Origin of the sequence: Actinoplanes sp. SE50/110, assembly GCF_900119315.1 — a bacterium.
GTDB lineage: Bacteria > Actinomycetota > Actinomycetes > Mycobacteriales > Micromonosporaceae > Actinoplanes.
In genome coordinates, this window is sequence record NZ_LT827010.1 from 5,733,719 (window position 1) to 5,760,349 (window position 26,631).

The 26,631-nt window shown below is 73.6% G+C and carries 25 protein-coding genes; 11 read left to right on the top strand and 14 right to left on the bottom strand.

Annotated features, from left to right (window positions below; all coding sequences use genetic code 11):
* Positions 1–107 precede the first annotated feature (107 nt).
* Genes ACSP50_RS25720 through ACSP50_RS25730 form a run of 3 tightly spaced genes read right to left on the bottom strand, consistent with a single transcriptional unit; the run spans position 108 to position 1,487 of the window.
* The gene (locus ACSP50_RS25720) at positions 108–548 is read right to left on the bottom strand and encodes an SRPBCC domain-containing protein (RefSeq protein ID WP_014692215.1); all 441 of its coding nucleotides are present in this window, start codon (positions 546–548) and stop codon (positions 108–110) included.
* Positions 545–874 carry a helix-turn-helix transcriptional regulator gene (locus ACSP50_RS25725; RefSeq protein WP_014692216.1) on the bottom strand — a complete coding sequence of 110 codons (330 nt, stop codon included), beginning with the start codon at positions 872–874 and terminating at the stop codon, positions 545–547. Before ACSP50_RS25725 ends, ACSP50_RS25720 begins: the two co-directional genes overlap by 4 nt.
* Before the next feature lie 58 nt (positions 875–932).
* Positions 933–1,487 carry a hypothetical protein gene (locus ACSP50_RS25730; RefSeq protein WP_231956716.1) on the bottom strand — a complete coding sequence of 185 codons (555 nt, stop codon included), beginning with the start codon at positions 1,485–1,487 and terminating at the stop codon, positions 933–935.
* Between the two features lie 114 nt (positions 1,488–1,601).
* Here ACSP50_RS25730 and ACSP50_RS25735 point away from each other — a divergent pair, with 114 nt between their 5' ends.
* Both ACSP50_RS25735 and ACSP50_RS25740 read left to right on the top strand, forming a co-directional pair.
* Positions 1,602–2,471, top strand: a complete 870-nt coding sequence (locus ACSP50_RS25735; protein ID WP_014692218.1) for a PAC2 family protein — start codon at positions 1,602–1,604, stop codon at positions 2,469–2,471.
* 152 nt (positions 2,472–2,623) lie between these two features.
* Positions 2,624–3,415, top strand: a complete 792-nt coding sequence (locus ACSP50_RS25740) for a GntR family transcriptional regulator (RefSeq protein ID WP_014692219.1) — start codon at positions 2,624–2,626, stop codon at positions 3,413–3,415.
* Between the two features lie 4 nt (positions 3,416–3,419).
* On the opposite strand, the gene ACSP50_RS25745 is transcribed toward ACSP50_RS25740, so the two are convergent.
* Positions 3,420–4,769: an alpha/beta fold hydrolase gene (locus ACSP50_RS25745; RefSeq protein WP_014692220.1), complete on the bottom strand. Its 1,350-nt coding sequence runs from the start codon at positions 4,767–4,769 to the stop codon at positions 3,420–3,422.
* A gap of 111 nt (positions 4,770–4,880) precedes the next feature.
* Between ACSP50_RS25745 and ACSP50_RS25750 the strand changes: the two genes are divergently transcribed.
* On the top strand, positions 4,881–6,035 hold the full coding sequence (locus ACSP50_RS25750; protein WP_014692221.1) for a sensor histidine kinase: 1,155 nt from the start codon (positions 4,881–4,883) through the stop codon (positions 6,033–6,035).
* Complete coding sequence (locus tag ACSP50_RS25755) at positions 6,023–6,733, top strand: response regulator transcription factor (RefSeq protein ID WP_014692222.1); 711 nt, start codon at positions 6,023–6,025, stop codon at positions 6,731–6,733. The genes ACSP50_RS25750 and ACSP50_RS25755 overlap by 13 nt, the downstream gene beginning before the upstream one ends.
* Before the next feature lie 206 nt (positions 6,734–6,939).
* Here ACSP50_RS25755 and ACSP50_RS25760 read toward each other — a convergent pair whose 3' ends face one another.
* The 6 genes from ACSP50_RS25760 to ACSP50_RS25785 all read right to left on the bottom strand — a co-directional run bounded on the left by ACSP50_RS25760 (position 6,940) and on the right by ACSP50_RS25785 (position 12,136).
* Positions 6,940–7,230, bottom strand: a complete 291-nt coding sequence (locus tag ACSP50_RS25760) for a hypothetical protein (protein ID WP_014692223.1) — start codon at positions 7,228–7,230, stop codon at positions 6,940–6,942.
* A 332-nt stretch (positions 7,231–7,562) separates the two neighbouring features.
* Complete coding sequence (gene mshC, locus ACSP50_RS25765; protein WP_014692224.1) at positions 7,563–8,813, bottom strand: cysteine--1-D-myo-inosityl 2-amino-2-deoxy-alpha-D-glucopyranoside ligase; 1,251 nt, start codon at positions 8,811–8,813, stop codon at positions 7,563–7,565.
* A gap of 54 nt (positions 8,814–8,867) precedes the next feature.
* On the bottom strand, positions 8,868–9,683 hold the full coding sequence (locus ACSP50_RS25770) for an SCO1664 family protein (RefSeq protein WP_014692225.1): 816 nt from the start codon (positions 9,681–9,683) through the stop codon (positions 8,868–8,870).
* Positions 9,680–10,282 carry a DUF3090 domain-containing protein gene (locus ACSP50_RS25775; protein ID WP_014692226.1) on the bottom strand — a complete coding sequence of 201 codons (603 nt, stop codon included), beginning with the start codon at positions 10,280–10,282 and terminating at the stop codon, positions 9,680–9,682. Before ACSP50_RS25775 ends, ACSP50_RS25770 begins: the two co-directional genes overlap by 4 nt.
* Positions 10,283–10,391: 109 nt before the next feature.
* The gene (locus tag ACSP50_RS25780) at positions 10,392–11,084 is read right to left on the bottom strand and encodes a histidine phosphatase family protein (protein ID WP_014692227.1); all 693 of its coding nucleotides are present in this window, start codon (positions 11,082–11,084) and stop codon (positions 10,392–10,394) included.
* Entirely contained in the window at positions 11,084–12,136 is a 1,053-nt protein-coding gene (locus ACSP50_RS25785; RefSeq protein ID WP_014692228.1) for an LLM class F420-dependent oxidoreductase, read from the bottom strand. The genes ACSP50_RS25780 and ACSP50_RS25785 overlap by 1 nt, the downstream gene beginning before the upstream one ends.
* A gap of 138 nt (positions 12,137–12,274) precedes the next feature.
* On the opposite strand from ACSP50_RS25785, the gene ACSP50_RS25790 reads away from it, so the two are divergent.
* Genes ACSP50_RS25790 through ACSP50_RS25805 form a run of 4 tightly spaced genes read left to right on the top strand, consistent with a single transcriptional unit; the run spans position 12,275 to position 15,237 of the window.
* On the top strand, positions 12,275–13,270 hold the full coding sequence (locus ACSP50_RS25790) for an aldo/keto reductase (protein ID WP_014692229.1): 996 nt from the start codon (positions 12,275–12,277) through the stop codon (positions 13,268–13,270).
* Positions 13,271–13,277: 7 nt separating this feature from the next.
* Positions 13,278–14,354 (top strand): sensor histidine kinase, encoded by a 1,077-nt coding sequence (locus tag ACSP50_RS25795; RefSeq protein ID WP_052311949.1) that lies wholly within the window; start codon positions 13,278–13,280, stop codon positions 14,352–14,354.
* The gene (locus ACSP50_RS25800; RefSeq protein WP_014692231.1) at positions 14,351–14,992 is read left to right on the top strand and encodes a response regulator transcription factor; all 642 of its coding nucleotides are present in this window, start codon (positions 14,351–14,353) and stop codon (positions 14,990–14,992) included. The genes ACSP50_RS25795 and ACSP50_RS25800 overlap by 4 nt, the downstream gene beginning before the upstream one ends.
* Before the next feature lie 53 nt (positions 14,993–15,045).
* Positions 15,046–15,237 carry a DUF5703 family protein gene (locus ACSP50_RS25805; RefSeq protein ID WP_043512189.1) on the top strand — a complete coding sequence of 64 codons (192 nt, stop codon included), beginning with the start codon at positions 15,046–15,048 and terminating at the stop codon, positions 15,235–15,237.
* Positions 15,238–15,277: 40 nt separating this feature from the next.
* On the opposite strand, the gene ACSP50_RS25810 is transcribed toward ACSP50_RS25805, so the two are convergent.
* Both ACSP50_RS25810 and ACSP50_RS25815 read right to left on the bottom strand, forming a co-directional pair.
* Entirely contained in the window at positions 15,278–15,946 is a 669-nt protein-coding gene (locus ACSP50_RS25810; RefSeq protein WP_014692233.1) for a hypothetical protein, read from the bottom strand.
* Between the two features lie 38 nt (positions 15,947–15,984).
* Positions 15,985–17,289: a M20/M25/M40 family metallo-hydrolase gene (locus ACSP50_RS25815; protein WP_014692234.1), complete on the bottom strand. Its 1,305-nt coding sequence runs from the start codon at positions 17,287–17,289 to the stop codon at positions 15,985–15,987.
* 68 nt (positions 17,290–17,357) lie between these two features.
* Between ACSP50_RS25815 and ACSP50_RS25820 the strand changes: the two genes are divergently transcribed.
* Complete coding sequence (locus ACSP50_RS25820; protein ID WP_014692235.1) at positions 17,358–17,924, top strand: hemerythrin domain-containing protein; 567 nt, start codon at positions 17,358–17,360, stop codon at positions 17,922–17,924.
* Positions 17,925–18,012: 88 nt separating this feature from the next.
* Entirely contained in the window at positions 18,013–18,972 is a 960-nt protein-coding gene (locus tag ACSP50_RS25825) for a LysR family transcriptional regulator (protein WP_014692236.1), read from the top strand.
* Positions 18,973–19,029: 57 nt separating this feature from the next.
* Here the strand turns inward: ACSP50_RS25825 and ACSP50_RS43130 are convergent, their stop codons facing one another.
* A complete protein-coding gene (locus tag ACSP50_RS43130) occupies positions 19,030–21,519 on the bottom strand; it encodes a heparin lyase I family protein (RefSeq protein ID WP_014692237.1) in 2,490 nt (829 codons plus the stop codon).
* A 159-nt stretch (positions 21,520–21,678) separates the two neighbouring features.
* Between ACSP50_RS43130 and ACSP50_RS43135 the strand changes: the two genes are divergently transcribed.
* On the top strand, positions 21,679–24,141 hold the full coding sequence (locus tag ACSP50_RS43135) for a LuxR C-terminal-related transcriptional regulator (protein ID WP_014692238.1): 2,463 nt from the start codon (positions 21,679–21,681) through the stop codon (positions 24,139–24,141).
* Here the strand turns inward: ACSP50_RS43135 and ACSP50_RS25840 are convergent.
* Positions 24,134–26,521 carry a LuxR C-terminal-related transcriptional regulator gene (locus ACSP50_RS25840; RefSeq protein ID WP_014692239.1) on the bottom strand — a complete coding sequence of 796 codons (2,388 nt, stop codon included), beginning with the start codon at positions 26,519–26,521 and terminating at the stop codon, positions 24,134–24,136. The two genes, ACSP50_RS43135 and ACSP50_RS25840, sit on opposite strands and share 8 nt — an antisense overlap.
* Positions 26,522–26,631: the final 110 nt, after the last annotated feature.

Here is a 26,631-nt window from a genome sequence, read left to right on the forward strand (position 1 = left end):
ACCGCCACCTCGATCGCCACCCGGGCAACCTGCCGGCACCTCGATCGCGCGCCGCCGACGTACCGCCGCGGCGATCGCAGGCCGGCGGCGGACGCCGCGGCAGCGCTTCAGGCCAGGATCTTGTCGAGCTTGGTGAAGCTGGAGCCCCAGCCCTCGCGGGCGCCGGTCTCCATCGCCGCCGGGAACGGGCTCTGGGTCAGCACCAGCCGGGTCCGGCCGCCCTCCTCGTCGAAGAACTCCAGACGCAGGGTCAGCTTCTCCGCGCCGAAGGCCGGGATGTGGCTGACGTCCTCCTCGCCGACCAGCAGCTCGTTCTCCACCACCTCGACGAAGGTCGCGTTCACCGCCGAGGACGTCGCCGGGTCGGCGTCGTTGACCATGGTGAAGGCCTGCCGTCCGCCCGGACGGGCGTCGATCTCGACCGTGTCGCGCGGCACCGACCAGCCGACCGGGCCGAACCACGCGGCCACCTGATCGGGGTCCACGAAGGCACGGTAGACGAGGTCCCGGGGTGCGTCGAAGATCCGGGTGATCACGAGGTCGGTCATGGCTTCTCCTCCTGCAGGCGCTTGAGATGGGCGTCGAGGCGCGCGAAATTCTCGTCCCAGAACCGGCGATACCGCTCCATCCAGGCTGTCGCCTCGCGCAGCGGCGCCGCCTCCAGCCGGCTGGAGCGCCACTGCGCCGAGCGGCTGCGCGAGATGAGACCGGCGGTCTCCAGCACCTTCAGATGCCGGGAGATCGCCGGGAGGCTGATGTCGAACGGCTCGGCGAGCTCGGTCACGGTCGCCTCACCCTCGGCGAGCCGGGCCAGGATCGCCCGCCGCGTCGGATCGGCCAGGGCCGCGAAGATCACGCTGAGCCGGTCGGTCACTTAACCCCCCTGTTAATTAACGGAGTGGTTAAGAACGTAGCGCGCGGCGCACCGTCCGTCAAACCTTGGACGGGATCCGGCGATGCAACTCGGCCAGCAGCACCTCGGGCCCCGGCGACATCAGACCCACATCGACGACGTACGACATCTCCCCGCCCCGATGCCGGACCCGCGGCGCCAACCCCGGCCCGTCCAGCACCCGCGCATAGTCGACGCCGATCGGGGTGACCACCAGCTCGGTGAACGGCCCCCACCCGTGCAGGCCCACCGACGCGATCCCGGACCACGGCAGATGCACCGCCCGGCGCCCGGTCGCCGCGAAGTCGATGCCGTGCACCGACGTGTGCAGCCAGCCGAGCCGCCGGTACACCGCCAGCAGCACCACCGCCGCCACGATCACCGGGACGATCATCGCCACCTCGATGTACACCACGATGCCCGCCGCACCCGGACGCTCGCCGAACACCACCGAGACCAGCAGGAACAGCAGCAGCAGCGCGGCCCAGCCGGCGGCCACCACCCACAGCACCGTCACGTAGAACATGGCGCGCGGCTGGATGAAGGACACCGTGTCGTCGGACGGGCCGAGGACCTGATCAACGTGGCTGGTCACAGCCGAATTATGCTGGCTTATGCACCCCTTCATGGCGAAAACCGCTCGCGACCGGGGAGGGGCCACGGCGCGGCCGCCGGGTGCGTTTCCAGGCCCGCACGTAGGCTGTGTTGCATGACTGAGTTCGACGGCCTCCCGCTGCTCCGCTCCCCCGTGGCCATCGCCGCCTTCGAGGGCTGGAACGATGCTGCGGACGCTTCCACCGCGGCCGTGGAACACCTCGAGCAGGTCTGGGAGGCCCGTGAGGTCACCAGCATCGACCCCGAGGACTTCTACGACTTCCAGGTGAGCCGCCCCACCATCACCATGGCCGAGGGCGAGACCCGCAAAATCGAGTGGCCCACCACCCGGTTCACCGTGGCCAGCCCGCCCGGCAGCGACCGCGACGTGGTGCTGATCCGCGGCATCGAACCGAGCATGCGCTGGCGCACCTTCTGCGAGTCGGTCCTGGAGATCTGCCACAGCCTCGAGGTCAACCGGATCGTGCTGCTCGGCGCCCTGCTCGCCGACGTCCCCTACACCCGGCCCCTGCCGATCAGCGGCAGCGCGTCGGCCCAGGAGATCGCCGAGAAGTACAACGTGGTCCCCACCCGCTACGACGGCCCCACCGGCATCGTCGGCGTCCTGCAGGAGGCCGCCACCCGCGCCGAACTCGACGCCCTGTCCTTCTGGGTGCACGTCCCGCACTACGCCAACAACCCGCCCTGCCCCAAGGCGACCCTGGCCCTGCTCAGCCGCATCGAGGACGTCCTCGACCTGCCGGTCCCGATGGCCGATCTGGCCCAGGAGGCCGACGAGTGGGAGAAGCGCGTCCACGCCGCCGCCGAGCAGGACGCCGAGCTCGGCGAATACGTCCGCGAACTGGAGGAACGCGTCGGTGACGCGGGCATCCAGCCGCTCACCGGCGACGAGATCGCCAGCGAGTTCGAGAAATACCTGCGCCGCCGCGGCGGCTCCGCCGGCCCCACCGCCGGCTCCTGGTAGGACGCTTCAGCGGCAGCGCCGGCGCCCGGTGGTGCCGGCGCTGCCACCGCGAACGGCCCGCGGTGGCAGCGCGGCGTGTCGGGTGGCGCGGAAACCGACCCGCAGGTCATCCTAGGAACCTAGCTGAGTTCCGCTCCGTGCTGGAGGACCGCATGACGATCAACCCGGGCGCCGCCGAGTTCCCGCATCGGCAGATCGCGGCACAGCTGCGGGAGCGGGTGCGCCGCGGTGAGTGGCAGCCGGGTGAGCGTCTGCCGTCGATCCCGGGCATCGCGGAGATGTTCGGGGTGGCCAAGCAGACCGTGCAGCGGGCCGTCGACCAGCTGCGGGTCGAGGGGGTCCTGATCACCAAGCCGGGCTCCGGCACGTACGTCCGGGGCACCCGCCGGCGGCTGAACCGCCTGTCCCGGGGCCGGTACGGCGCGCACCGCGGCTACCACGCCGACCTCGCCGCTCGCTACCGCCAGCAACTCGTCGGCGTCGGCCGGGAGGCGGCGCCGCCGGAGGTGACCGACGCATTCGGGGTTCGCGACGGCACCGAGATGCTGGTTCGCCGGCACATCGTGCGCACCGACGAGGCCACCGTGGAGCTCGGCGCGTCCTGGTTCCGGGTGGCCGACACCAGCGGCACCACCCTGGAACGCCCGGAGGCTTTCGGGCGCCCGCTCTACCAGGAGGCCGAGGAGGCGCTGGGCCGCCGCTACACCACCGCCACCGACACGATCACCGCCCGGCAGCCGAGCCGGGAGGAGGCGGAGATCCTGCAGATCCGGCCGGACACACCGGTGCTGCACCTGCTGCACGTGGCCTTCGACGAGACGCGCAAACCGATCGAGGTGGCCCAGGCGACCTGGCCCGGCCCGATGACCACGCTGACCGAGGAGTACCGGATCCCGTCGCCCACCCCCGACCCGGACCCGGATCCCGGCCTGGCGCTGGCCTGACCGGTCACGGGGCCAGCAGCGTGGTGAGCGCGGCGGTGAACGCGGCCGGTTCCTCGAACATCGCCCGGTGTCCCGCGCCGGGGATCGTCACGAGGCGCTTGACGGGGGCGCGCAGCGTCGCGTACCAGTCGGCGAACAGGACGCTCAGGCCGCGCATCTCCCGGCCGCCCTGCACGAAGTAGGCCGGCACCGCGAGTTCAGGCACGTCGCGGCGCAGATCGATGCCCTGCTCGCGGGGGTACAGCGCGGCCCAGGTGTCGACGATCGCGTTCAGCGTGTGCGCCTTCTGCAGCAGCGTGTACTCCGGGCCGGAGACCTCCAGCGGGGCGGCCCGCTGCGCGTACGCCTCGTTCTCGTGCAGCAGGAACGGCTCGTACGCCCAGAAGCTGCGATACGGCGGCCGCCCCTGCCGCCGCAGGGTCCGCACCACGTCCGCCTTCCCGGTGGCGCGGGCCCAGGCCAGGATGTCGTCGTAGAAGATCTGGTCGCTGGCCTCGACGTCGACCGCCTGCCCGGTGCCGACGTAGGCCGCGTACTTCTCCGGGTGCTGCCGGACCGCGAACACCGCCAGCAGGGAGCCGCCGGAGTGGGCCAGCAGCACGATCCGGTCCCGCTGAAACCGGGACCGCAGATGATCGGTGACCGCCAGGATGTCCGCCACCGACCCGGCCGGCGTCACGCTGGACACCGGGTCGAGGGCCGCATAGGACGCACCACCCCCGCGGCGCTCCATGGTGGCCACCACGAAGTGTGCCTCCAGCCCGGCCAGGTGGGCCCGCATCGCGCCCAGCTCGGAGCCGCCGGGCGCGCCCGGGACGAACAGCAGGACCGGCCGGGTCCGGTCCCGGCCACGGATCATCACGGTGAGGCGGTGCCCGGCCGCCGGCACGGTGGTCAGCTCGGCGACGCCGCCCGGGATGCCGGGCGTGCGGGCCGGGATCGCCACCGCGACCAGGATCAGCAGCAGCACCAGCGTCCCCCCGCCGGCCAGGAACCGGCCGCGGCGGCGCCGGAAGCCGCATCCGTACGCCGCGGCGAGGGCCATCGGGAACACCGACAACAGGCCGTGCACGCCGCGCCCGGTGAGCGCGGTGACCACCCCGAGAAGACTCACGTGCGGCGGATCCGGCGGCACCCGGGACATCTCCAGGCACAGCACGTACCAGATCGGGGTCAGGGGAATCGACCACCGCGAGCGCAGCACGCGGCCCGCGCCGAAGCCCACGCCGGCGCTGATCAGCACCGACCAGAGGGCCTCGGCACCGGTGAGCGGGCCGTGCGGGGTCCAGCGCGCGGCGACGACGCCCCAGGCAGCCGGGGCGAGCAGAACCGACAGTCGGCGGAAATCATGCATGCCGGCCAGGGTGACCGCGGGCAGCAGCCCGCCGCACCGGCCGGCGGAACCGTGCGACCCCCTACTTTGGCAGGGTGCCGGCGGCCGGGCCCGCGGCCTAGTCTCGGCGGCATGCTGCTCCTGCTGCTGGTATCCGATCCGGGTGGGCCGCGCGCCGCCGTCCGGGACCGGCTCGCCGATGCCGTCGCGATCGCGCTCGCGCTGCTCTACGGCGCGACGATGATGCTGCTCGGCGACGCGATGCGCCCCGGGGCGGCGATCCCGTGGCCGGCCGACCTGGCGCTCGGCGTGCTCGGCGCGGCCGCGCTGCTGTTCCGACGGCGGCATCCGCTCGCCGTGCTGCTGGCGCTGCTGCCGCTCGGGGCGGTGTCGGTGACCGCCACCGGACCGGTCCTGGTGGCGCTGTTCACCGCCGCGATCCGGCTGCGCTTCCCGCTGGTGCTGGCGCTGGGCGCGGTCAACCTCGCCACCGGCGGGCTGTACTTCGTGCTGCAGCAGCGCCCGGCCTACGACGTCTGGGTCGACTTCGTGGTCCGCGGGGTGATCACGACGGCGGCGCTGGGCTGGGGGTCGTTCGTGCGGGCCTACCGGCGGCTGACCACCTCGCTGCGCGAGCACGCCGCACGGCTGGAGGCGGACCGGCATCTGGGTGCGGAGCGGGCCCGGCTGGCCGAGCGGGCCCGGATCGCCCGGGAGATGCACGACGTGCTCGCCCACCGGATGTCGCTGATCAGTCTGCACGCCGGCGCGCTGGAGGTACGGGCGGCGCTGCGGCCGGAGGAGCTGCGCGTGGCGGCCGGGGCGATCCGCACCGGCGCGCACGAGGCGCTGGAGGAGTTGCGCGCGGTGGTCGGGGTGCCGCGGGGGCGCCCGGAGCCGCCGCAGCCCGGCCTCGCCGACGTGGCGGACCTGGTGGCGAGCGTGCGGGCGGCCGGGATGCGGGTCGGTTTCGACAGCACGGTGCCGGCCGGGGCGCCCGTGGTGCTGGGGCGCACCGCCTACCGGATCGTGCAGGAGGGGCTGACGAACGCGCGACGGCACGGGTCGGAGCCGGCCGCGACGGTGCGCATGGCGGGCGCCGCCGGCCGCGGCCTGCGGATCACGATCATCAACCCGATCGGCGGTACGCCGGATCCGGCGCCGCCGCGCACCGGCCTCGGCCTGGTCGGGATCGGCGAGCGGGTGGCCCTGGCCGGCGGGGAGTTCCGCTACGGCGCGGAGCGCGACGTGTTCCGCCTGGAGGCGGAGCTGCCGTGGCCGGCCTGACGGGCGATCCCGATTCTCCCGCGGCCGCCGGCGACGGCGGGGTGCGGCCGATCCGGGTGGCGATCGTGGACGACGATCCGCTGGTGCGGGCCGGGCTGCGGATCCTGGTGGGCGGTTCGCCGGAGATCGAGGTGGTGGCCGAGGCGGCAGACGGCGCGGAGGCGATCCGGGCCGCGCAGGCGCACTGGCCGGACGTGATGCTGATGGACGTGCGGATGCCGCGGGTGGACGGCCTGGTCGCGACGCGGCGGATCCGGGAGCGGGCGGGTGCTCCGCAGGTGATCGTGCTGACCACCTTCGACGTGGACGACTACGTGCTGGAGGCGCTGCGGGGCGGGGCGAGCGGGTTCCTGCTGAAGGACACGCCGCCGCTGGAGATCCTGGCGGCGGTGCGGACGGTGGCCGCGGGGAAGGCGATCCTCTCCCCCGGGGTGATCCGGCGGCTGATCGATCACGTCGCCGATCCGGCGGCGGGGACCCGGCGGGCCCGGGCGCGGGGCCGGCTGGACGACCTCACCGGCCGGGAGCGGGAGGTCGCGGTGCTGGTGGGGCAGGGCTGCGCGAACGCGGAGATCGCCGCCCGGCTGGGCATGAGCGTGCCGACCGCGAAGGGGCACGTGTCCCGGTTGCTGACCAAGCTGGACCTGAACAACCGGGTGCAGATCGCTCTCCTGGTGCACGACGCCGAGCTGATCTGATCGGCCGGCGGGAGGTCTACCGCTTCGATGCCTATCTGATCGGGCAGACATATCTGCGCGACCCCTTGTCAGCCACGCCGGCCATCAAAGAGCCGGGTGCCGAACCGGCCGAGAAAAAGCTCAGACCCGAGGAGCCGAAAGGCTCCTCGGGTCTGTGGCTTACCGCCGCGGGTCCGGAATTCCGGTTCCCGCGAGCATCGGCTTCATCAGAAGCCGAACGGCCCGCCGTTGATGTTGATCAGGCCGACCTGGGTGTTGTTCTGGTAGTACAAGTCGTTGTCTTCGTAGCCGACCGGGTAGCCGTACTCGTAGCCCCCCGGGTACCAGCCACCCCCGCTGGCGTGGCCGTACGCGGCACCGTGCCCGTATCCGTGGACAGCCGCGGCGCCGTAGTTCTTCTTGCAGTGGGTGCCGGCCGCCGAGGCAGGGGCAGCGAGTGCGAGGCTCGCGCCGGTGGCCAGGAACAGACCGGCGAGGTACATAGCCGGACGACGCATGTTGGTTCCTTTCGGACGTTGGTTTGACCTCCGAAAGCATGTCGCGGCAGCCGCCACAATGCACGGATTTCCGACGAATAAAACCGTAAAGTGCGTTATTTAGCCGAATTGCCGCGACGCGCCGTGATCAACGTCTAGAGTCCGTCCGGGGGGTGCTTTCTCGCCGCCCGAAACCGCGCCCGATACCCGCGGAGAAGCCGGAATAACGCGCCACCCGGAAGCTATTCCGGCTACGCGAACGGCCCGCCCGAAAAGGTCGGACGGGCCGTTCACTCAGCATCGGCACCATCACCGAAGCGGCATGCGACACCGCCCGGTGACGGCCGGCGGACTCAGAGCCGGACGCCCAGCAGCGCGTCGACGGTCTGCGCCATCAGCGCCGGACCCGCGGTGTCGTCCCCGGCCCCGGACAGCGCCGCCTCGACCCACGCGTCGACCACGGCCAGCGCCGCGGGCGCGTCCAGGTCGTCGGTGAGGGCCTCGCGGACCGCGCCGAGCAGCCCCGTGCCGGACGGACCGGCCGGCGCGGCCGCCGCCTCCCGCCAGCGGGCCAGCCGCTGCTCGCCCGCCTTGCGCACCTCGTCGGTCCACTCCCGGTCGGCGCGGTAGTGCCCGGTGAGCAGCCCGAGCCGGACCGCCATCGGGTCGATCCCGTCGGCCCGCAGCCGGGAGACGAAGACCAGGTTGCCCTTGGACTTCGACATCTTCTCCCCGTCCAGGCCGATCATGCCGGCGTGCACGTAGTGCCCGGCGAACGGCGCCGCGCCGGTGAGCACCTCGGCGTGCGCCGCCGAGCACTCGTGGTGCGGGTAGAGCAGGTCGCTGCCGCCACCCTGCACGTCGATCGTGTCACCGAGCAGGTTGAGCGCGATGGTGGCGCACTCGATGTGCCAGCCGGGACGGCCCGGGCCGAGGTCGCCGCCGTCCCAGACCGGCTCGCCGTCGCGGGCCCCGCGCCACAGCAACGGGTCGAGCGGATCGCGTTTGCCGGGGCGGCCGGGGTCGCCGCCACGCTCGGCGGAGAGCTCGGTCATCTCGGGGCGGGACAGGTTCGACTCGTAGCCCCAGCGGGGTGCGGCGGTGATGTCGAAGTAGACGTCGCCGGTGCCGTCGTCGAGACGGTACGCCGCGCCATTGGCGACCAGGTCGCGGACGTGCCCCGCAATCGCCGGGATGGACTCGACGGCGCCGACGTAGTGGGCCGGCGGGATGATCCGCAGCGCCTCCATGTCCTCGCGGAACAGGGCGGTCTCGCGCATCGCCAGGACGACCCAGTCCTCACCGTCGCGCTCGGCGCGCTCCAGCAGCGGGTCGTCGATGTCGGTCACGTTCTGCACGTAGGTGACCGGGTGCCCGGCGTCCCGCCACAGACGGTTGACCAGGTCGAACGCGATCATCGTGGCGGCGTGGCCGAGGTGGGTGGCGTCGTAGGGGGTGATGCCACAGACATACATCGTCGCGGCGCCGCCGGCCGCGCCGCCCGCCGTGACCGGATGCACCGACCGGCGCGCCGAGTCGTACAGCTTCAGCGTGGGGGCGTCCCCCGGCAGGGTCGGCACGTCATGCCCGGTCCAAGCGTCCATCCCCGGAGCCTATCCAGCCCCTCGGACAGTTTTCCGGGGGCGTGACGTAAACCTCTAGATCGGCGGCCACGGGATGGCCGGCCAGTCGGTCGGCGGTTTCGGGAAGCGGCCGGCCCGCAGCAGCCGTTTCACCCGCAGCCGGACGTGCTGCACCTCGGCGACGGTCAGGTGCTCCTCCAGCGCCTCGCCGAGCGGCCCGTCCAAGCCCGCCGCGAGCCGGCCGAGCACCTCGGCGGCCTCGGCGGGCAGCGGCTTGCCGGTCCAGCCCCACAGCACGGTGCGCAGCTTGTTCTCCACGTGGAAGCTGACGCCGTGGTCGACGCCGTGCACCGTGCCGGTCGACGGGTAGAGCACGTGGCCGCCCTTGCGGTCGGCGTTGTTGATCACCGCGTCGAAGACGGCGAGCCGGGCCAGGCGGGGGTCGTCGGCGTGCGCCAGCGCGTAGGCGTCGCCGTCGTCGTCCCGGGCCGCGGCCACCGGAAACCATCCCGCCGGCACGTCGTAGGCCGGCACGAACCCGATCAGTGACTCGGCCGCCTCCGGCTCGTCGATCCAGAGCTGCAGCATGCCGGGGCCGAGCGGGCCGTCCCGCAGGATCGTCGGTGGCACCAGGTCCCACCCGGTGGCCTGGGACACCAGGTAGGCCGACACCTCGCGGCCGGCCAGCGTGCCGTCCGGGAAGTCCCAGAGCGGGCGCTCGCCGCGGACCGGCTTGTAGACGCACCGGCGGGTGAGCCCGGCCAGGCTGATCTCGGCGCGCAGCGTCGTGTTCGACGCGTCGACCAGCCGGCCCTCGATCTCGATCTGCCCGCGGGCCAGCAGCTCCAGGGCGTCGGCCTCGGCGAGCACCTCGGTCGGCTCGGCTGTCACCGGTGGTAACCGTTGTGCCGGGGGCAGAGGTGGCCGCCCGGGTCGAGCGGCTGGCCGCAGAGCGGGCACGGCGGCCGGCCGGCGGCGACCACGCGGCGGGCCCGGTCGATGAACGCCCGGGTGGCCTCGGGGGTCAGCCGGACCCGGAGCCGGTCGAGGTCGTCGTCGGGCTCGTCGTCCTCGTCCTCGTCGTCGCCCTCGTCCTCGGTGTCGTCCTCGGCGAGCGGGTCGCCGGAGATCTCGACCTCGGCCTCGCCGGCCTCGATCGCCTCGATCACCACGGTGGCCGTGTCGACGTCGAAGGCCAGTCCCAGCGTGCCGACCCGGAACTCCTCGTCGACCGGGGTGTCCAGCGGCTCGTTGTCGTGCACGGCCAGCAGCGGGGCCTCGGGCAGGGTGACCCCGAACCGCTTGTTCGCCTCCAGCAGGAGCTCTTCGAGCTTCTCGGCGAGCAGTGACACCTGGACCTTCTCCAGGGCGACACTGATCACCCGGCCGCCACCGCGGGCCTGCAGGTAGAACGTCCGGTCCCCGGGCTCGCCCACCGTCCCGGCGACGAACCGCTCGGGCGGCTCGAAGGCATGCACTTGGTGGGTCATGGAACCAACCCTAGCCATCCACGGCCGCCCGCGCCCGGCCCGACGACCCCGGTTCGCCCTGGGCGCAATAGGGTGCACGCTGCGGCGACAGCCCGATCACGCTCGGTCGTCAGACGCCGCCTCCGGCGCCGCCGCCGACCGCCGCGTCACTGCTCTCGGCGGGCTTGTCCCCATCGATTTTCGGCGGTACGAGGGAGGCCAGCTCGCCGGTGTCGTTCACCCGGACGAGGAACGGCCGGGTCGACGTGTACCGGATCACCGTGATCGATGCCGGGTCGGCGACGATCCGCTGGAACTGGTCGAGGTGCAGCCCCATCGCGTCGGCCACGATGGCCTTGATCACATCGCCGTGGCTGCAGGCCAGCCAGATCGCCCCGGCCCCGTGCTCGGCGGTGACCCGGGCGTCCCAGTCGCGGATCGCCGCGACGCCGCGCGCCGACATGGCGGCCATCGACTCGCCGCCGGGGAAGGTGACCGCGCTGGGGTGCTGCTGCACCACCGGCCAGAGCGGCTCCTTGGCCAACTCCTTGAGCGGGCGGCCCTCCCACTCGCCGTACCCGCACTCGATCAGCCCGTCCTCCAGCACCGGGGTGACCCCGGGCAGCGCCAGCTCGACGGTCTGCCGGCAGCGGATCAGCGGGCTGGACACCACGGCCGCCAGGGGCAGGCCGCGGAGCCGGCCGGCGACCCGGCCGGACTGGGTGCGGCCGGTCTCGTCGAGCTCGACCGGGCGGCGGCCGGCCAGCTCGCCGGTGGCGTTCGCGGTGGTGCGGCCGTGCCGCAGCAACAGGACGGTGGCCACTAGCGGGCCACGCCGGACTCTTCGTACGCCTCGGCGACCACGCGCAACGTGTCGAGGCCGGACTGCAGGTCGCCGACGTACGGGCTGATCGACAGGGTGCCGACGCCGGCCGCCGCGTACTCCCTGATCCGTTTGGTGATCTGCGCCTTGTTGCCGATGATCGAGGTGCGTTCGATGAACTCCTGGGGCACCGCCTCGGCCGCCTCGGCCACCTGCCTGTTCAGGTACAGATCCTGGACGCGGCGCGCGGCGTCCGCGTACCCCATCCGTACCGCAAGCTGGTTGTAGAAGTTCTGCTCCCGGCTGCCCATCCCGCCGATGTAGAGCGCGGCGTACCACCGGACCACGTCGGCGCAGGCCGAGATGTCGTCGCCGACCACCACCGGCACGCTGGGCGCCACGTCGAAGCCGGCCAGGCCCTGACCGTGCCGGGCGCGACCGGCGGCGATGTGCCGCAGCTGGTCGTCGGCGGCGTCCGGGGCGAAGAAGATGGCCAGCCAGCCGTCCGCGACCTCGCCGGCGAGCTCCAGATTCTTCGGCCCGACGGCGGCCAGGTAGATCGGGATCTCGGTGCGCGGCGGGTGGAAGCCGAGCTTGATCGCCTTGCCGGCGCCGCCGGGCAGCGGCAGCTGGTAGTGCTCGCCGTCGTACTGCACCCGGTCGCGGCGCAGCGCCATCTTGACGATGTCGACATACTCCCTGGTCCGGGCGAGCGGCTTGGCGAATCTCACGCCGTGCCAGCCCTCCGAGACCTGCGGGCCGGAGACGCCGAGGCCGAGCCGGAACCGGCTGCCGGACAGGGTGTCCAGGGTGGCCGCGGTCATCGCGGTCATCGCCGGGGTGCGGGCCGGGATCTGCAGCACCGCCGAGCCGATGTCGATCCGTTCCGTCTGGCCGGCGATCCAGGCCAGCATGCTGACCGTGTCCGATCCGTACGCCTCGGCGGCCCAGACCACCGCGTAGCCGAGCCGGTCGGCCTCCCGGGCCATGGCGAGGTGGTCGGCGGGCGTGCTCCACGCCGTCTGGTAGCCGAGACTGAGTCCGAGCCGCACTGCCCTGCCCTCCCGAGATCTTGAGCTGTCCGCCCCAGCCTACTGATGCCCCCGGGTTCACGTTTCCGTCCGGTAACCGACGGCACCCTGACGGGCCGGAGGATTTCTTTACGGAACAGCTCTGAATAAAGTTCACTCATGCATCAGCGACCGCTCGGCCGAAGCGGGCTAGCGGTCTCGCGGCTCGCGCTCGGCACCATGACCTGGGGACGCGACACCGACCCCGACGACGCGGCCGAGCAGATGAAACTGTTCCTGGAGGCCGGCGGCACGCTGATCGACACCGCCGACGTGTACGGCAACGGCGACGCCGAGGCGGTGATCGGCTCGCTGCTCGACCACCTGGTCCCCCGGGACGAGGTGGTGATCGCCACCAAGGCCGGCCTCACCCCGCACGGCTGGCGGGCCCGCGACGGCTCGCGAGGCAACCTGCTGCGCTCGCTGGACGCCTCGCTGCGCCGGCTCGGCACCGACTACGTCGACCTGTGGCAGGTGCACGGCTACGACGGGCAGACCCCGTTCGAGGAGACACTGTCCGCTCTCGATCACGCGGTGACCAGCGGCAGGGTGCGCTACGTCGGGGTGTCCAACTTCGCCGCCTGGCAGACCGCCCGGGCCGCCACCTGGCAGTCGGCGTATCCGGGACGCGCCCCGATCGTCGCCGCCCAGATGGAGTATTCGCTGGTCGAGCGCGGCATCGAGCGGGAGCTGCTGCCCGCGTCGGCGGCGCTGGGCTTCGGTGTGCTGGCCTGGTCCCCGCTCGGCCGCGGCGTGCTGACCGGCAAATACCGCAACGGCCGGCCGCTGGATTCCCGGGCCGCGTCCGAGCACTACGCGCCGTTCGTGCAGACCTATCTGGAGCCACGCAGCTCCAGCATCGTCGAGGCGGTGGTCACCGCGGCCGGCGGGCTCGGCGTGTCACCGCTGGAGGTGGCGCTGGCCTGGATCCGCGACCGGCCCGGGGTGACCGCCCCGATCCTCGGCGCCCGCACCGCCGGCCAGCTGCAGGGCGCGCTGCGCAGCGAGGAGCTGGTGCTGCCGGCCGAGATCGCCCGTGCGCTGGAGGACGTGTCGGCGATCGACGTCGGGTATCCGGAGCGTGAGGGTGCCGGCGATCCGCACGGGGCGCGCTGACGCCGTCATGCGTCGCGCGGTGTTCCTGCTGCTCGGAGCGGTGCTGGCCCTGCCGTACACCATCGCCGCGGGATTCGTCGCCCATCTCGTCGCCGCGGACCCGCGGCACTGGCCGCGGGTCGCGTTCGCCGCCCTGGTGATCGGCGGCCTCGCGCTGGTGCCGGCGTTCCTGAGCGGCACCCGGGAGCTGGAGATCACCGCGGCTCGGGCGCTGCTCGGCGTCGGCCTGCCCGGGCACGACCGTGGGCACCGGATGGAGCGGGAGACCCGGCTGCGCTCCGCCCTCTGGTTCGGCCTGCATCTGGTCAGCGGGGTGCTGGTCGGCGCCGTGCTGCTGATCGTGGTCCCGGTCGGCCTGATCGCGCTGACCGGTGGCGAGGCGTTCGGCCGGGGCGGCTGGTGGTGGCTGGCCGCCGCGCCGGTCATCCTGGCCGGGGCCGGTTACGCGGTCGCCGGGCTGGGCTCGCTGGCCGCCACCATGGCCCCGATCCTGCTCGGCCCGTCCGCCTCGGAACGCGAGCACCACCTGGCCGAGCGCAACCGTCTCGCGCGCGAGCTGCACGACTCGATCGGGCACGCGCTGACCGCGATGACCCTGCAGGCCGGCGCGGCGCGGGCGGTGTTCGACAGCGACCCGGAGTTCGCCCGGCAGGCCCTGACCGCGATCGAGGAGACCGGGCGGGCCGCGGCCGGTGAGCTCGACGCCGTGCTGGGCCTGCTGCGCGACGAGGCGACCGGACCGACACTGACCGATCTGGACCAGCTGCTGACCGGCGCCGTGCAGGCCTCGGTGACGGTCGGCGAGCTGCCGGTGGCGGTGTCCCGGGAGGCGTACCGGATCGTGCAGGAGTCGCTGACCAACGCGGCGCGGCACGGGACCGGCCCGGTCACGCTGCGCATCCGGCAGGAGGGGGACCTGATGATCACGGTGACCAACCGGCGCGGGGCGGGCGACGCCCGGCCGGGCGGGCACGGCATCGCCGGCATGCGGGAACGGGCCCGGCTGCTCGGCGGCCGGGTGACCGCCGGCCCGGACGGCGAGAACTGGCGGGTCACCGCCCGGCTCCCGGTGCGCGCCCGATGATCGGCGTGCTGATCGTCGACGACGACGCGCTGGTCCGGGCCGGGCTTCGGGCCATCCTCGGCGCCCAGCCCGGGATCACCGTCACCGGCGAGGCCGCGGACGGCGCCGAGGTGGTGCCGGCCGCGCTGCGTCGGCGGCCCGACGTCGTCCTGATGGACGTCCGGATGCCGCACCTGGACGGCATCCAGGCCACCCGGCTGCTGCTCGACCGCTTCCCGGTGGACGCGCCCCGGGTGCTCGTGGTGACCACCTTCGCCAACGACGAGTACGTCTACACGGCGCTGCAGGCGGGGGCGAGCGGCTTCCTGCTCAAACGCGCCCGCCCGGAGCAGATCGTGGAGGCGGTCCGGGTGGTGGCCCGCGGCGACTCGCTGCTCTTCCCGGCCGCGATCAAGAGTCTGGCGGCCGCCTACGCCCGTCCGGACGGCGGCCTCAGGGACGCCGGGCTGACCGGGCGCGAGGCCGAGGTGCTCACCCTGATGGCCGATGGACTGTCCAACGCGGAGATCGCCACCCGGCTGTTCCTCGGCGTCGAGACGGTCAAGACCCATGTCGGCAACATCCTGGCCAAACTGGGCGTCCGCGACCGCACCCAGGCCGTCGTCACCGCGTACAAGTCCGGCTTCATCACACCCTGAACAGCAGGTCAAAGGGTTGTCGACGGCGCGGTCGCAGGAGCACGATGTGTCCCATGGACTACGAATATGCGCCGCTGCGGTTGCCTTCGAATGTCGATCGTCTGACCGCGGCGGCGCAGCTCGCCATCGCCGCGGAGTTCTCCGGGTGGGAGCTGGCCCGCGTGCAGCTGTTCGCGGACGGTACCCGCAAGGTGATGCTCCGCCGGCGGCTCCAGGCCACGCCGCAGCCCGGCCTCAGCTACTGAGAAAGCCCGCCCGGATCCCGGGCGGGCTTTTCAGCGGGTGCTAATGGTTGTGGCCGGCGTGGTCGTCTTCCTCGTCGGGCAGGAACGGGTGCTCGTCGAGGCGGCCGACCAGCTGATCGCCCTCGGCCGGGGCGAACGGGCCGGAGCCGTCCGCGTCGTCGAAGGCCTCCAGGTCCAGCGGGGCCTCGACCTCGGTGACGGTGAGCAGGCCGTCGAGCGGCTCCAGCTCGGGCACGTCGAGCGAGGCCAGCGAGCCGTCGCCGGCCTGCAGCAGCTCCAGGACGGCCTCGCCGACCGACTCGACCGGGCCGACCTCCTCGTCCTCGGGCACCGCGTTCTTCCGGGCGTTCTCGGCGACCCGCAGCAGGGCGGAGACGCTCGGCACCCGGTAGTCGCGGCGCTGCCGGACCGAGATCACCTGCGGGTACGCGTCGCCGGCCCCGCCGTCGGCGCCGGCCTCACCGGCCAGGAAGCGCTGGTCGGCCTCGTCGGGGTCGATCGACTCGACGTCCCACGGCGTGACTTCGCCGAACGCGTCGAGCAGCTTCTCGTCGTAGGCGAACGAGGCGTTGTTGAGGTCGACGTACGCCTGCCAGACGTCGTCGTCGTCGATCCGGCCCGCGGCCGCCTTCACGGCCGCGAGGTGCGCCCGCGCCGCCTCCACGACCCGCTCCAGTGCGGCGTCGAGCTCAGCGTTCTGGTCGCTCATCTTCGTTGGGGGTCCTTCCACCTGGTGGAGCCGAACAGCTAACTGTTGCGGAGCAAACGGTCGAGCACACGTACGCCGAACTTTAGTCCCTCCACCGGCACCCGCTCGTCGATGCCGTGGAACAGGGCGGCGAAGTTCAGGTCGGGCGGAAGTTGCAGCGGGGCGAACCCGAAGCATCGGATGCCCAGGGTGCTGAACGCCTTCGCGTCGGTGCCCCCGGACATCAGGTACGGCACGGTACGCGCCCCCGGGTCCTCGGCGCGCAGCGCCGCGCCCATCGCCTCCACCAGCGGCCCGCCGAACTCGGTCTCCACGGCCGGCTGCCGGTGCACGTGCTCGATCTCCACATCCGGCCCGATGATGTCACGCAGCTCGGCGAGGAACGACTCGGCCTGGCCGGGCAGGGTCCGGCAGTCGATGGTGGCCGACGCCTTCCCCGGGATCACATTGTCCTTGTAGCCGGCCGCGAGCCGGGTCGGATTCGCGGTGTTGCGGATGGTGGCGCCGATCAGGTTGGCGATCGGGCCGAGCTTGGCGATCGCCAGCTCCGGGTCGTCCGGGTCCAGGTCGATCTGCAGCGCGTCGCTGATCTGCTCCAGGAAGGCTCGCACGGTCGGCGTGACGACCACCGGGAAGCGGTGCCGGCCGACCGCGGCGACCGCCTCGGCCAGCGCGGTCACCGCGTTGTCGTCGTGGATGAACGAGCCGTGCCCGGGCCGCCCGCTGGCGTGCAGGCGCAGCCAGTCGAGCCCCTTCTCGGCGGTCTGCACCAGGTAGAGGCGCAGGTTGTCGTTGACCGTGTACGAGTACCCGCCGACCTCGCCGATCGCCTCGGTGCAGCCCTCGAAGACGTCCGCGTGGTGCTGCGCGAGCCACTGCGAGCCGAACTCCATGCCGGCTTCCTCGTCGGCGGTGTAGGCCAGCACGATGTCGCGGGGCGGCACGTACCCGGTGCGCTGCCAGTCCCGCACGACCGCGAGCACCATGGCGTCGAAGTCCTTCATGTCGACCGCGCCGCGGCCCCAGAGATAGCCGTCCCTGATCTCGCCGGAGAACGGGTCCACCGACCACTCGGAGGCGTCGGCCGGCACCACGTCGAGGTGGCCGTGCACGAGCAGCGCGCCGCGGGAACGGTCCGCGCCGGGGATCCGGGCGACCAGGTTGGCCCGGGTCGGCGCCGACTCCAGGATCCGCGACTCGATGCCGGCGTCGGCGAGTTTCGTCGCGACGTACTCGGCGGCGACGCGTTCGCCCACCGTGGTCCGCGGATCCCCGGTGTTGGTGGTGTCGATGCGCAGCAGATCCCGGCAGAGGTCGACGACCTCATCGGCGGAGGTTTCCATCCGCCCTTCTTACCAGCCGGATGTCACAGACGTTTGGCGGGAGAGGCGGAACGGGTACCGGCGCGGTCATGTCTGACGTGAATCTTCCGCCGCTGCCGCCGGTGGCCGGCGCCACCTCCGGGCGTAACGTCGTCGATGTCCTGTCCGAGCAGCACCGGCAGATCCTCAGCCTGACCGACCGGGCGCTGACCGACGAGTCCGGTCGGGCCCGCGACGTGCTGATCGCCACCCTGTCCCGGCACCTGTCGGCCGAGGAGCAGTATCTCTACCCGGCGGTCCGCACGGCGGTGCCGGACGGCGACCGGATCGCCGACCGCGAGCTGGCCGAGGACCGTGAGCTGCTGGTGATGATGCGCGACGGGGTGGAGATGGGCACGCTGCGGGCGGCGGTGCGCCGGCACGTCGAGGCCGACTCGGACGAGCTGTTCCCGCTGCTGGAGCAGATGGTGCCGATCGAGGACATGATCCGGCTGGGCAACCGGGTGGAGACCGCGCAGGAGGCCGCGCCGACCCGGCCGCACCCGTCCACCCCGGTCACGCCGCCGTGGAACAAGATCGTGGATCCGCTGCTCGGCGTGGTCGACAAGCTCCGGGACGTGGCGACGGCACGTACGACGTACGCGAAAGATCTGTAGTTTTCGGATGTTTACTCCCGTTACTTAACAAGTTTGTCACGGGTTACAGGGCTAGCCTTCGATCCCTTTCTGGTCCTAACGTCACGCTATGAACCTTGAGCTGCGGCATCTGAAGGTGGTCTGCGCCATCGCGGAGACCGGCAGCGTCACCAAGGCCGCGTCACAACTCGGCCTGGCCCAACCCGCGCTCACCGCCCAACTGCAGCGGATCGAGCGCACCCTCGGCGGTCCCCTGTTCGACCGGGACCGGCGCGGCGCACGGCCCACCGCACTCGGCGAGCTCGTGCTGTCCCGGGCCCGGGTGCTGCTGCCGGCGATGAAAGGCCTGCAGGACGAGGCGGCCCGGCTGGCGGCCGGGGGTGGCTCCACGATGAGCCGCTACCGGATGGGCGCGATCGGCGGGCCGGTCTTCGCCCACCTGCTGCACCGGCTGTCCGCCGCCCGGCCGGAGGCGCAGATCTCGACCTACGCCTCGTACTACGTCGACGAGCTGGCCACCATGGTGCTCAACGGCAAACTCGACTTCGCCCAGGTCGGGGTGTGCGGCGACGCGCTGCCCTCGGCGGACTACGGGCTGGTCTGGGACACCATCGCGGTCGACGCGGTGTGCGTGCTGATGCCCGAGGACCATCCGCAGGCCAAGGGGGCCGAGGTCGACCTCGGCGAACTCGCCGACGAGCAGTGGTCGGCGGCGGCCGGCGACGGCTGCTTCGAGACCTGTTTCGCGACCGCCTGCGCCCGGGCCGGTTTCGCGCCGCGCCGGGTGCTCGAGGCCGACGCGCGGGCCTGCATCGACATGGTGGAGCTGGGGGTCGCGCTGGGGCTGTGCCAGCCGACGTTCCGGCCGCCGGCCGGCCTGACGACGCGGCCGCTGAAGGGGGCGCCGCTGCGATGGCGGCTGATCCTCGGCTGGCATCCGGACTCGCCGGCGGCGCGCTCGGCGCCGCAGGTGCTGGAACTGGCCCGCGAGGCGTATCAGGACGTTATCAACCGGAATGCCGGATATGTGGCGTGGAGTCAGGATCATCCGACGGTGGCGGTCGCCTGACGATCGTCCGGGGTGGGCCGTGGCGTGGGCGGAGGCGTTCCCCGCCCACGCCCGCGCTCATCGGGCGGCCACCGGCCGGCCCTCGATCAGGGTGATCAGCTCCGCCCGGGCGGCCTCGATCGACGCCGGTGCCGGAGCGGCCGCGTGCATCGACGGGTACAGCCGGGCGGCCACCCCCCGCGCCGCGGCGGACCGGCCCGCCCGGTCGGCCAGGCGCAGGTATTCGTAGTCCTGATAGCCGTTGCGGATCATCTTCATCCGCAGCGACTCCAGCGGGATCGGCGTGCTTCCCCCGATGCGGGCCGTCGTCCCCGGGTAGAACAGCGTGCCGTCGCCGTTGCCGCCGAAGCCCCACTGGTCGGTCCACGCGGTGCCCAGCTGCTGGGTCGTCGAGTAGTACAGCTCACCGGTGGCCCGGTACCGGTAGGCGAGCCACCCCATCGCCCGGTTCTGCGCCGCCTGCGTGTCGATCGTGTAGTCGACCCAGGGCAGACGGAGCTCGGCGTCCTGCTCGTCGGCGCCACCGCAACCGGACACGTCACACGAGGTGTAGAGCCACATCTGTTTGCCGGGTCGTGCCGCGAACGCCCGGTACGCGGCCGGCTGGTCCCCGGAGCTGTCGTCGAAGTGGTCCACCACGGGGGTGACGATGTCGGTGACGACGTGCCGAGGGTCGTACCGGTCGACGTCGGACAGCTCGGCGGTCATCACGTTCGGCAGGCCGGGCCACGCCTTCTTGTACCCGGCGACGGCGGCGCGGCAGGCGTTCCACCTGGCCGCGCGGCTGCCCGGCTCGTCGCAGTCGTGCGCGTCGTAGGTCACGGCCCGGTCGGCGAAGCCCTCGGCATCGGCGACCGCCTTCCAGACCCGCACCTGCTGGGGATCGACCGCCACCGTGGTCAGCCGGGCGCCGGGAAGCTGGGTCTGCGCGGTGCCGCGCAGCAGCGGCAGCAGATACCGGTCGAAGGCGGCCCGCTGACTGCCCGGGGCCGGAGGCTGGAACTGCGCGTTGGCGACGGTCATCCGATCGTCCAGGGCGAGCCGGGCGAAGTCCGCGTTGGTGCGCCAGGCACGCTGCAGGTTCGCGGCGCTGGACCACGCGTCGCACGAGCCGTGGAGCGCGTCGCAGCCGGTCGACCAGCCGATGCTCCAGAGCGATCGCAGCGACGAGGTGGCGGGCAGGGTGAAACCGTGCACGTCCAGGTGGATCGGCAGGTCGGCGCGGCCCCGGCTGCCGGTGACGGTCAGCGAGCCGTCGTATCCGCCGGCCGCCTGGCCCGCGGGCACCAGCACGTCGACGAAGGCGACCCGGTTCTCCCCGGCCGGGACGTCCACCGGGAACGCGTTGCGGCGTTCGCCGTAGAGCCGGTCCACCGCGGGGATCAGGGCGTCCGGCCAGGCACCCACGGCACGCCCACCGGCCGACGCCTGCCTGGTCGTGTAATAGTCCTCGCGGTAGATCGTCACAGCACTGTTCGGGATGGTCCCGCCGGATCCGCTCAGCGCCCGGCCCGGCGCCACCGACACGCCGCGCTGACCACCGGCGAGGACGACCTGGAAGGAGACGAACTCGTTGCGGGCGCCGGCCAGGACGGCCCGGGGTGTGCCGGTGACGGTGGACCGGCGGGCGATCTTCTGCGTCGCCGGGACCACCGAGTACGCCGGATCGGACGGCGTCGTCCCGCTCGGGCCCGGCGAGCCGGCGGATGGCGGCGGGGACACCGCAACCGTGCCGCCCGGGGCGACCCCGGCGTAGCCGGCCCGCTGGTCCCCGATCCGCAGAGCGTCGTAGAAGAGGCTGCGGTGGCTGGTGTCGGAAACCTTCGGCCGCCCGTCCCAGTCCCACTTGTAGATGCCGAACTTGAAGTACGGGGAGTGCGCCGCGTCGTCGTGGGTGCGGCCCTTGCGGTCGAGCACCAGGCTGCCGTCGCGCCACACCTGCAGGACGCCGGAGGTGTCGGTGCGCCAGACGACGTGGAAGACCCAGTCGGTCCAGCTAACGGTCCGATAGGTGCCGAGGTCGATCATCTCGCCCCGAAAGTCGATCTTCCAATCCCCCCTGTTGGTCAGCAGGGCGAGCGGCGGAGACCCGTTGTCGCTCTGCTGATGCCACTGGCTGACGATCTCCGAGGAGCGGTCCACCGTCCAGTCGCGCGCCGGATGGACGCTGAACCCGTACCACCGGTCCAGCCCGGGGGGCTGCCGGTCGGGCTGGCTGAGCTCGCTGCGGGTGCTGCTGGAGACGTGCGGGTCGCCGCGGTCCAGGGTGAACTGCACGGCGTGCCCGCCGTCGCGCACCGGGTCGGTGACGACCTGCAGCGACTTGGCGCAACAGTACTGCCGCTGCCAGCCGGGCGGCGGGAGCGCCCGATCGGCGGCGTTCTCCCAGTCCAGCGTGGTGAGCAGCCCGGCACGGGTGGGGCCGGTGGCCGCGGGTCGTCCGGTGCCGGCCAGCGCCAGCGGCACGCCGAGCCCGGCCAGGGTGACGGCGAGGATGCCGGCGGCGAGCAGACCCCACCGGCTTCGTCGGGGTGTACGGGAGGTCAACGATTCGGTCCTTCCAGATCGCGGGGCCTGCCCATGGTGGTGCACCGCGACGCCCGACCACCTGAGTAATCGCTGCTCAATTCGCCATCGTCCGGTTGCGCCGGGACACCGGGTCCCGGCACGCTGGCCCGCGACCACCGAGCAGAAGGGATCGCGCCGATGCCGGATCCGCTGGCCGGCCGGTTGGCGGCGATGCTGACCGGCGCGCCGCCGCCCGGTGGCATCCTGCTGACCGGTCCGCCCGGGATCGGCCGGACCCGGCTGCTCGCTCTGGTGGCACAGGCCTGTTCCGGGCGGGCCGTGGTGCTCCGGCCGGACGATCTGCCGGCACCGTCGGCAGCACCGGCGCCGCGGCGGTATGCCGCCACGACCCGCGCGCTGCGCCGCCGCGCGGTCGACCGCCCGCTGGTGCTCGCCGTGGACGACCTGCACCTGCTGCCCACGGACACCGTCCACCTCGTCGAGCACCTCGCCGACGCTCAGGTGGCGCGGCTCCTGGCCACCGCGCCGAGCAGCGCCACCTGCGCCGCACCGGTCGCGCCGCTGCTGCGGCGGGGAACGTTGCGACGCGAGCCCGTGCCGCCACTGACCGCGGCCGGCATCGCCGCCGTGGTCACCGCCACCCTCGGCGGACGCGCCGATGCGGTGACGGTGGCCGAGCTGCTGCGGTACAGCCAGGGAAACCCGGGGCTGTTGCGCGCGCTGCTGGCGGCGGCGCCGGCGAGCGGGACGCTGATCCGGCGGGCCGGCACGTGGCGCTGGTCCGGCCGGCTGCCGCTGGACGCGGTCCGTGACACGGTGACGGCGCTGACCGGCACCCCGCCGACCACCGCCGCCCGGTACCTCGCCGTGGCCGGTCCGGTGCCGGTCCCGGTGCTGGAGCGGCTGGTCGATGCCCGCACGCTGGAGGTGCTGGAGGAACACGAGATCATCCGGCTGGAGCCGGCCGGCGGCGAGGCGGTCCTGCGACTGAGCCAGCCGTTGTACGCGGCGTTGCTCCGGGAACAGCTCGCCCCCACGGACCGTTCCCGGCTCCTGCGCGAGCTGGCCGGCGCCGCGACGGCGGCCCGTGCGGATCCGGTGCGGACGGTGGACTGGCTGGTGCGCGGTGGTCTGGCCGTCGCGCCCGGGCGGCGCGTGGCGCACGCGCGAATCGCACTGGCTCGCGGCGACGCCGACCTGGCGCACCGGCTGGCCGGCGCCGGCGACTCGGTGGCGCACGCGGACGTCCGGGCCCAGGCCCTGCTCGTACAGGGCCGGGTGACCGACGCCGAGGAGCTGTTCGCCCGGATCGGCGCGGCGCTGCCGCCGTCGTCGCGCGCACTGCGGATCGTCAATCTGCTGTGGGGGCTGCGCCGGCCCCAGGAAGCGGCCCGGGTGGCGCGGGAGGCGTTCGCCGCGGCGCAGCCGCCGTACCCGCCGGAGCTCGAACTGGCCGGCGAGGCCTTGGCGCTGTTCACCACGGTCGGCGGTGGCGTGCCGGTGCGCAGTGCGCCGATCCGGCATCCGCTGCTGGCCAGCACGGCCGCCGCCGTCCGGGGCTACCGAATGATCTTCACAGGCCGGCCGGGCCGGATCGCCGCGGAGCACGCCGCCGACCTGGTGTGGCCGTCGATGCGCGGCTCAGCGGCCGCCTGCCAGGTGCACGCCCTGGTGCTCACCGGGCGGCTCGCGCGGGCCCGGGAGGTCGCGGCGGAGTACTACGACATGGCCGTCACCGGCGGGGAACCGGCCGAGGTCGCCCCGCTGGCGATGCAGCGCGGGGTGTGCGAGTGGTGGGCGGGCAGCCCGGCCCGGGCGTTGCCGTTCCTGCGGGAGGCGGCCGCGCTGCTCGACGATCGGGTGCCGTACCCGGTGCAGGCATACGTGACCAGCGAGTACGCCGTCTGCCTGGCCGCCGTGGGGGAGGGTGGGCGGGCGTTGCGCATGCTGGCCGGCGCGCGAGCCGCCCTGCCCGCCGGCGGCCGGCTGCGCAACCATCTGCTCGTCGGGGAGATCCGGGTGCTGGCGCTGACCGGGGAGCTGTCCAGGGCCGCGGAAGCCGCGGTGCGCCGCGCCGCCGGCAACCTGCGGGAAGGGCGGCTGACCAGCGCGGCCGAGGGCTACTACCTGGCCGCCCGGCTGACCGGGGACCCGGATGTCGCGAACCGGCTGGCCGCGGTGGCACGCCGCTGCGACGGGGAGCTGTTCGAGCTGTTCGCCGCGCACGCCACGGCGCTCGCCGGCGCGGACCGGGCCGGCCTGCGCGAGGTGGCCGATCGGTTCGAGGCGGGCGGCTACTCCGGCTTCGCGCTCGAGGCGGTGGCGGCCGCGGCGGGGCTGGCCCGGCGCGACGGCGACGACCGGGGCACCGCCGAGGGCGCGCGGGTCGCCGCCCGGCTGACGCTGGCCTGCGACGGTTTCCGGCCGGCCTGGTTGCGGTTCCCGCCCGGGCCGGTGCGGCTGGGCGCGCGCGAACGGCAGGCCTGTGAGCTGGCTGCCGCCGGACTCGACAACCGGCAGATCGCGCAGCGGATGGGGATCGCCGTACGCACGGTGACCAACCACCTGGCCCGTGGTTACGCCAAGCTGGGCGTCCGCGGGCGGCAGGAACTGGCCGCCGCGCTGGCTCCGGTCAGCTGAGGCCGAGCGCGGCGCCCAGGTCGCGGCGCCCGGTGAGGTGCAGTTTCTCGTACGCCCGCTGCAGGTGGTTGCCGACGGTCCGCACCGAGATGCCGAGCCGTTGCGAGATCGACGCGTTGGACAGTCCCGCGGCGGCGAGCTCGCACACCTCACGCTCCCGGCCGGTCAGCGTCGCCGGCCCCGAGCGGCCGGGCAGCCAGGCGGGCCGGAAACCGTCGCAGCTGTCGACCAGGCGCCGCGCCCGGGCCTCGTCGACACCGGCGCACGCCTCGGCGGCCAGCCCCGGATACCCACTGCGCTCGAACGCGTCCGCACACCGGATCAGCTCCGCGCCGTCCCCCTCGGCGAGCGCCACCGCGTGCCGGGCGAGCAGTGGGAAGAACGGGCTGTCGGCGGCGTCCACGGCGGCTGCCAGGCCGGCCGCGACGGCCCGGGACGGACGCAGGCGGCAGGCCAGGTACAGCGCCTCCACCCGCTCGGTGTCCCGACCGGTGGCCACCAGGTCGGCGGCCAGCGCGACGGCCAGGTCCGCGGCGTGCACATACCGGCCGGTCAACGCCATGACCTGCAGTTCGGTCGTGCGGAGCTGCCCGTCCAGCCCGGGCCCGGCGCTCTGCTCGGTGCGCAGGGCGGCGATCAGTCGGTACGCCTGCGGTCCGTCGCCGAGGGCGGCCAGGCAGACCGCGTACTCGCTGCGGACGTAGGCCCGGATCGGGAACGGCACCCGATCGTCCACCAGTGCCATCGCCTCGCGCAGGAAGGGCATGGCCCGTCGCGGGCTGCCGGCCCACCACTCGCACACCCCGCGCTGCAGCGCCAGCGGTGCCAGTTCGGCCGGCTCGCCGCCGGCCACGGCCGCTTCGTAGTACGCCCGGGCGGTGTCCCGGGCCGCGGTCATCCGCCCGGTGAGCACCAGGGCGTGCACCCGGCAGGCGGCCGCCGCGCCGCGCATCGAGGGCCACAGGCGCGGCAGCTCGCGATTCTCCCGGACCACCCGCTCGGGCGCCCCGGCGAAGACGAGACGGAACGTGGTGAGCGCCGCGTCCGCGGCGGCCAGCACCGGATCGGCACTGTCGACTGCCGTCGCCGCCGTCGCCGGCACACCGGGCACGAAGAGCGCGGCGGCCTGGGCGGCGGGGCCGGCGGTCACGGCCGGCGGCTCGGCCCGGCGCAGGCCCCAGAGCCGGTTCAGCGCCCGTACCTGCGCGCAGGCCGTCTGCCGCAACGCCTCCTCCGCCTCGACCGGTCGGTCCCGCGCGACCAGGGCCCGGCCCAGCAGGGCCACGTCGCCGGCGACCCGGGCCAGCCGCTCGGCCGCGCGCGCGTCGCCCTCGGCCAGCGCCCGCCGGGCGGCGGCGGCGAGCGTGGCGGCCGGCACGGTCTCCCCGGCACGTACCCGCCACTCGGTCAGCAGCACCGCCGGCACCGCGGAACCGGTCGCCGTGGCGGCGGCCACCAGTTCCTGGTGGATGCGGCGACGGCGGAGCGCGCTCCGCGGGGCGCAGACCGCCTGTGCGTACAGCGGACGACTCAGGATAATCATCGAGCCGGCGCCGAACTCGACCAGCCGGCGCCGCCGGAGACCGTCGACGGCCGCCGGGTCCACCAGCCCGGACAGCAGGCCCACGGGCGCTCCCTCGGCGCAGGCCAGGTATTCCAGCGCGGTCACCTCCCGCTCGCTGAGCTGCCCGGTCACCGCGAGCAGCAGGTCGCGCAGCCCGGGCCCGGAAGGCGGGGCGCCGGTCCAGCGCCACACGCCGGCCCGCTCGGCCAGCGCGCCGGCGGCGTGGCCTTCCAGCACCAGATGCGTCAGCAGACGCGGGTTGCCGCCGGAGCTCCGCCAGATCCGGTGCGCGGTCAGCCCGTCGACCGGGCCGCCGAGAAGCCCGGCCGCCAACCGGCGGGCCGGCTCCAGCCCCAGCGGTGCCACCACGACGCGGCGCACCTGGCGGCCCTCGGTGAGCCGGGCCGGCGGCTCGGTGCCGTCGGGGCAGGCCAGCAACCAGGCGGCCCGGACCGGCGCCACCCGGCGCAGCAACGCCGCCGACTCCGGGGCCACATGGTTCGCGTTGTCGACCACCACCAGCACCGGGCGGCCGTTCGCCAGTTCGCGGATACGGCCGACGCCGGCGCGCACCGCGGCGGCACCGGCGTCCGCCGGAGACCAGCCCGGTAGCAGGACGCCGGCCGCCGCCAGCGGCTCGGCGGCGCTGGCGGCCGTGCCCGCGGTCCGGAACACGGCTCCGTCCCAGTGCCGGCCGGCGTCCTCCAGCAGGGCGGACTTGCCGGCTCCGGGCTCGCCGGTGACCAGGACCATGTCGCCCGGTCCGGGCAGCCCGTCGCCCGGTCCGGGCAGCCCAGCCGTCACCTCGCGTGCCACCGGGTCCTCCCGCTCCGACTCCGCGGCCCGCGCCGCCGGCCACGGAATGCTATCCGCAGGCCGGCGGCGCGCCGGAGGATCCGGTGCGGCGAGGTGCTGACGACGGCCGG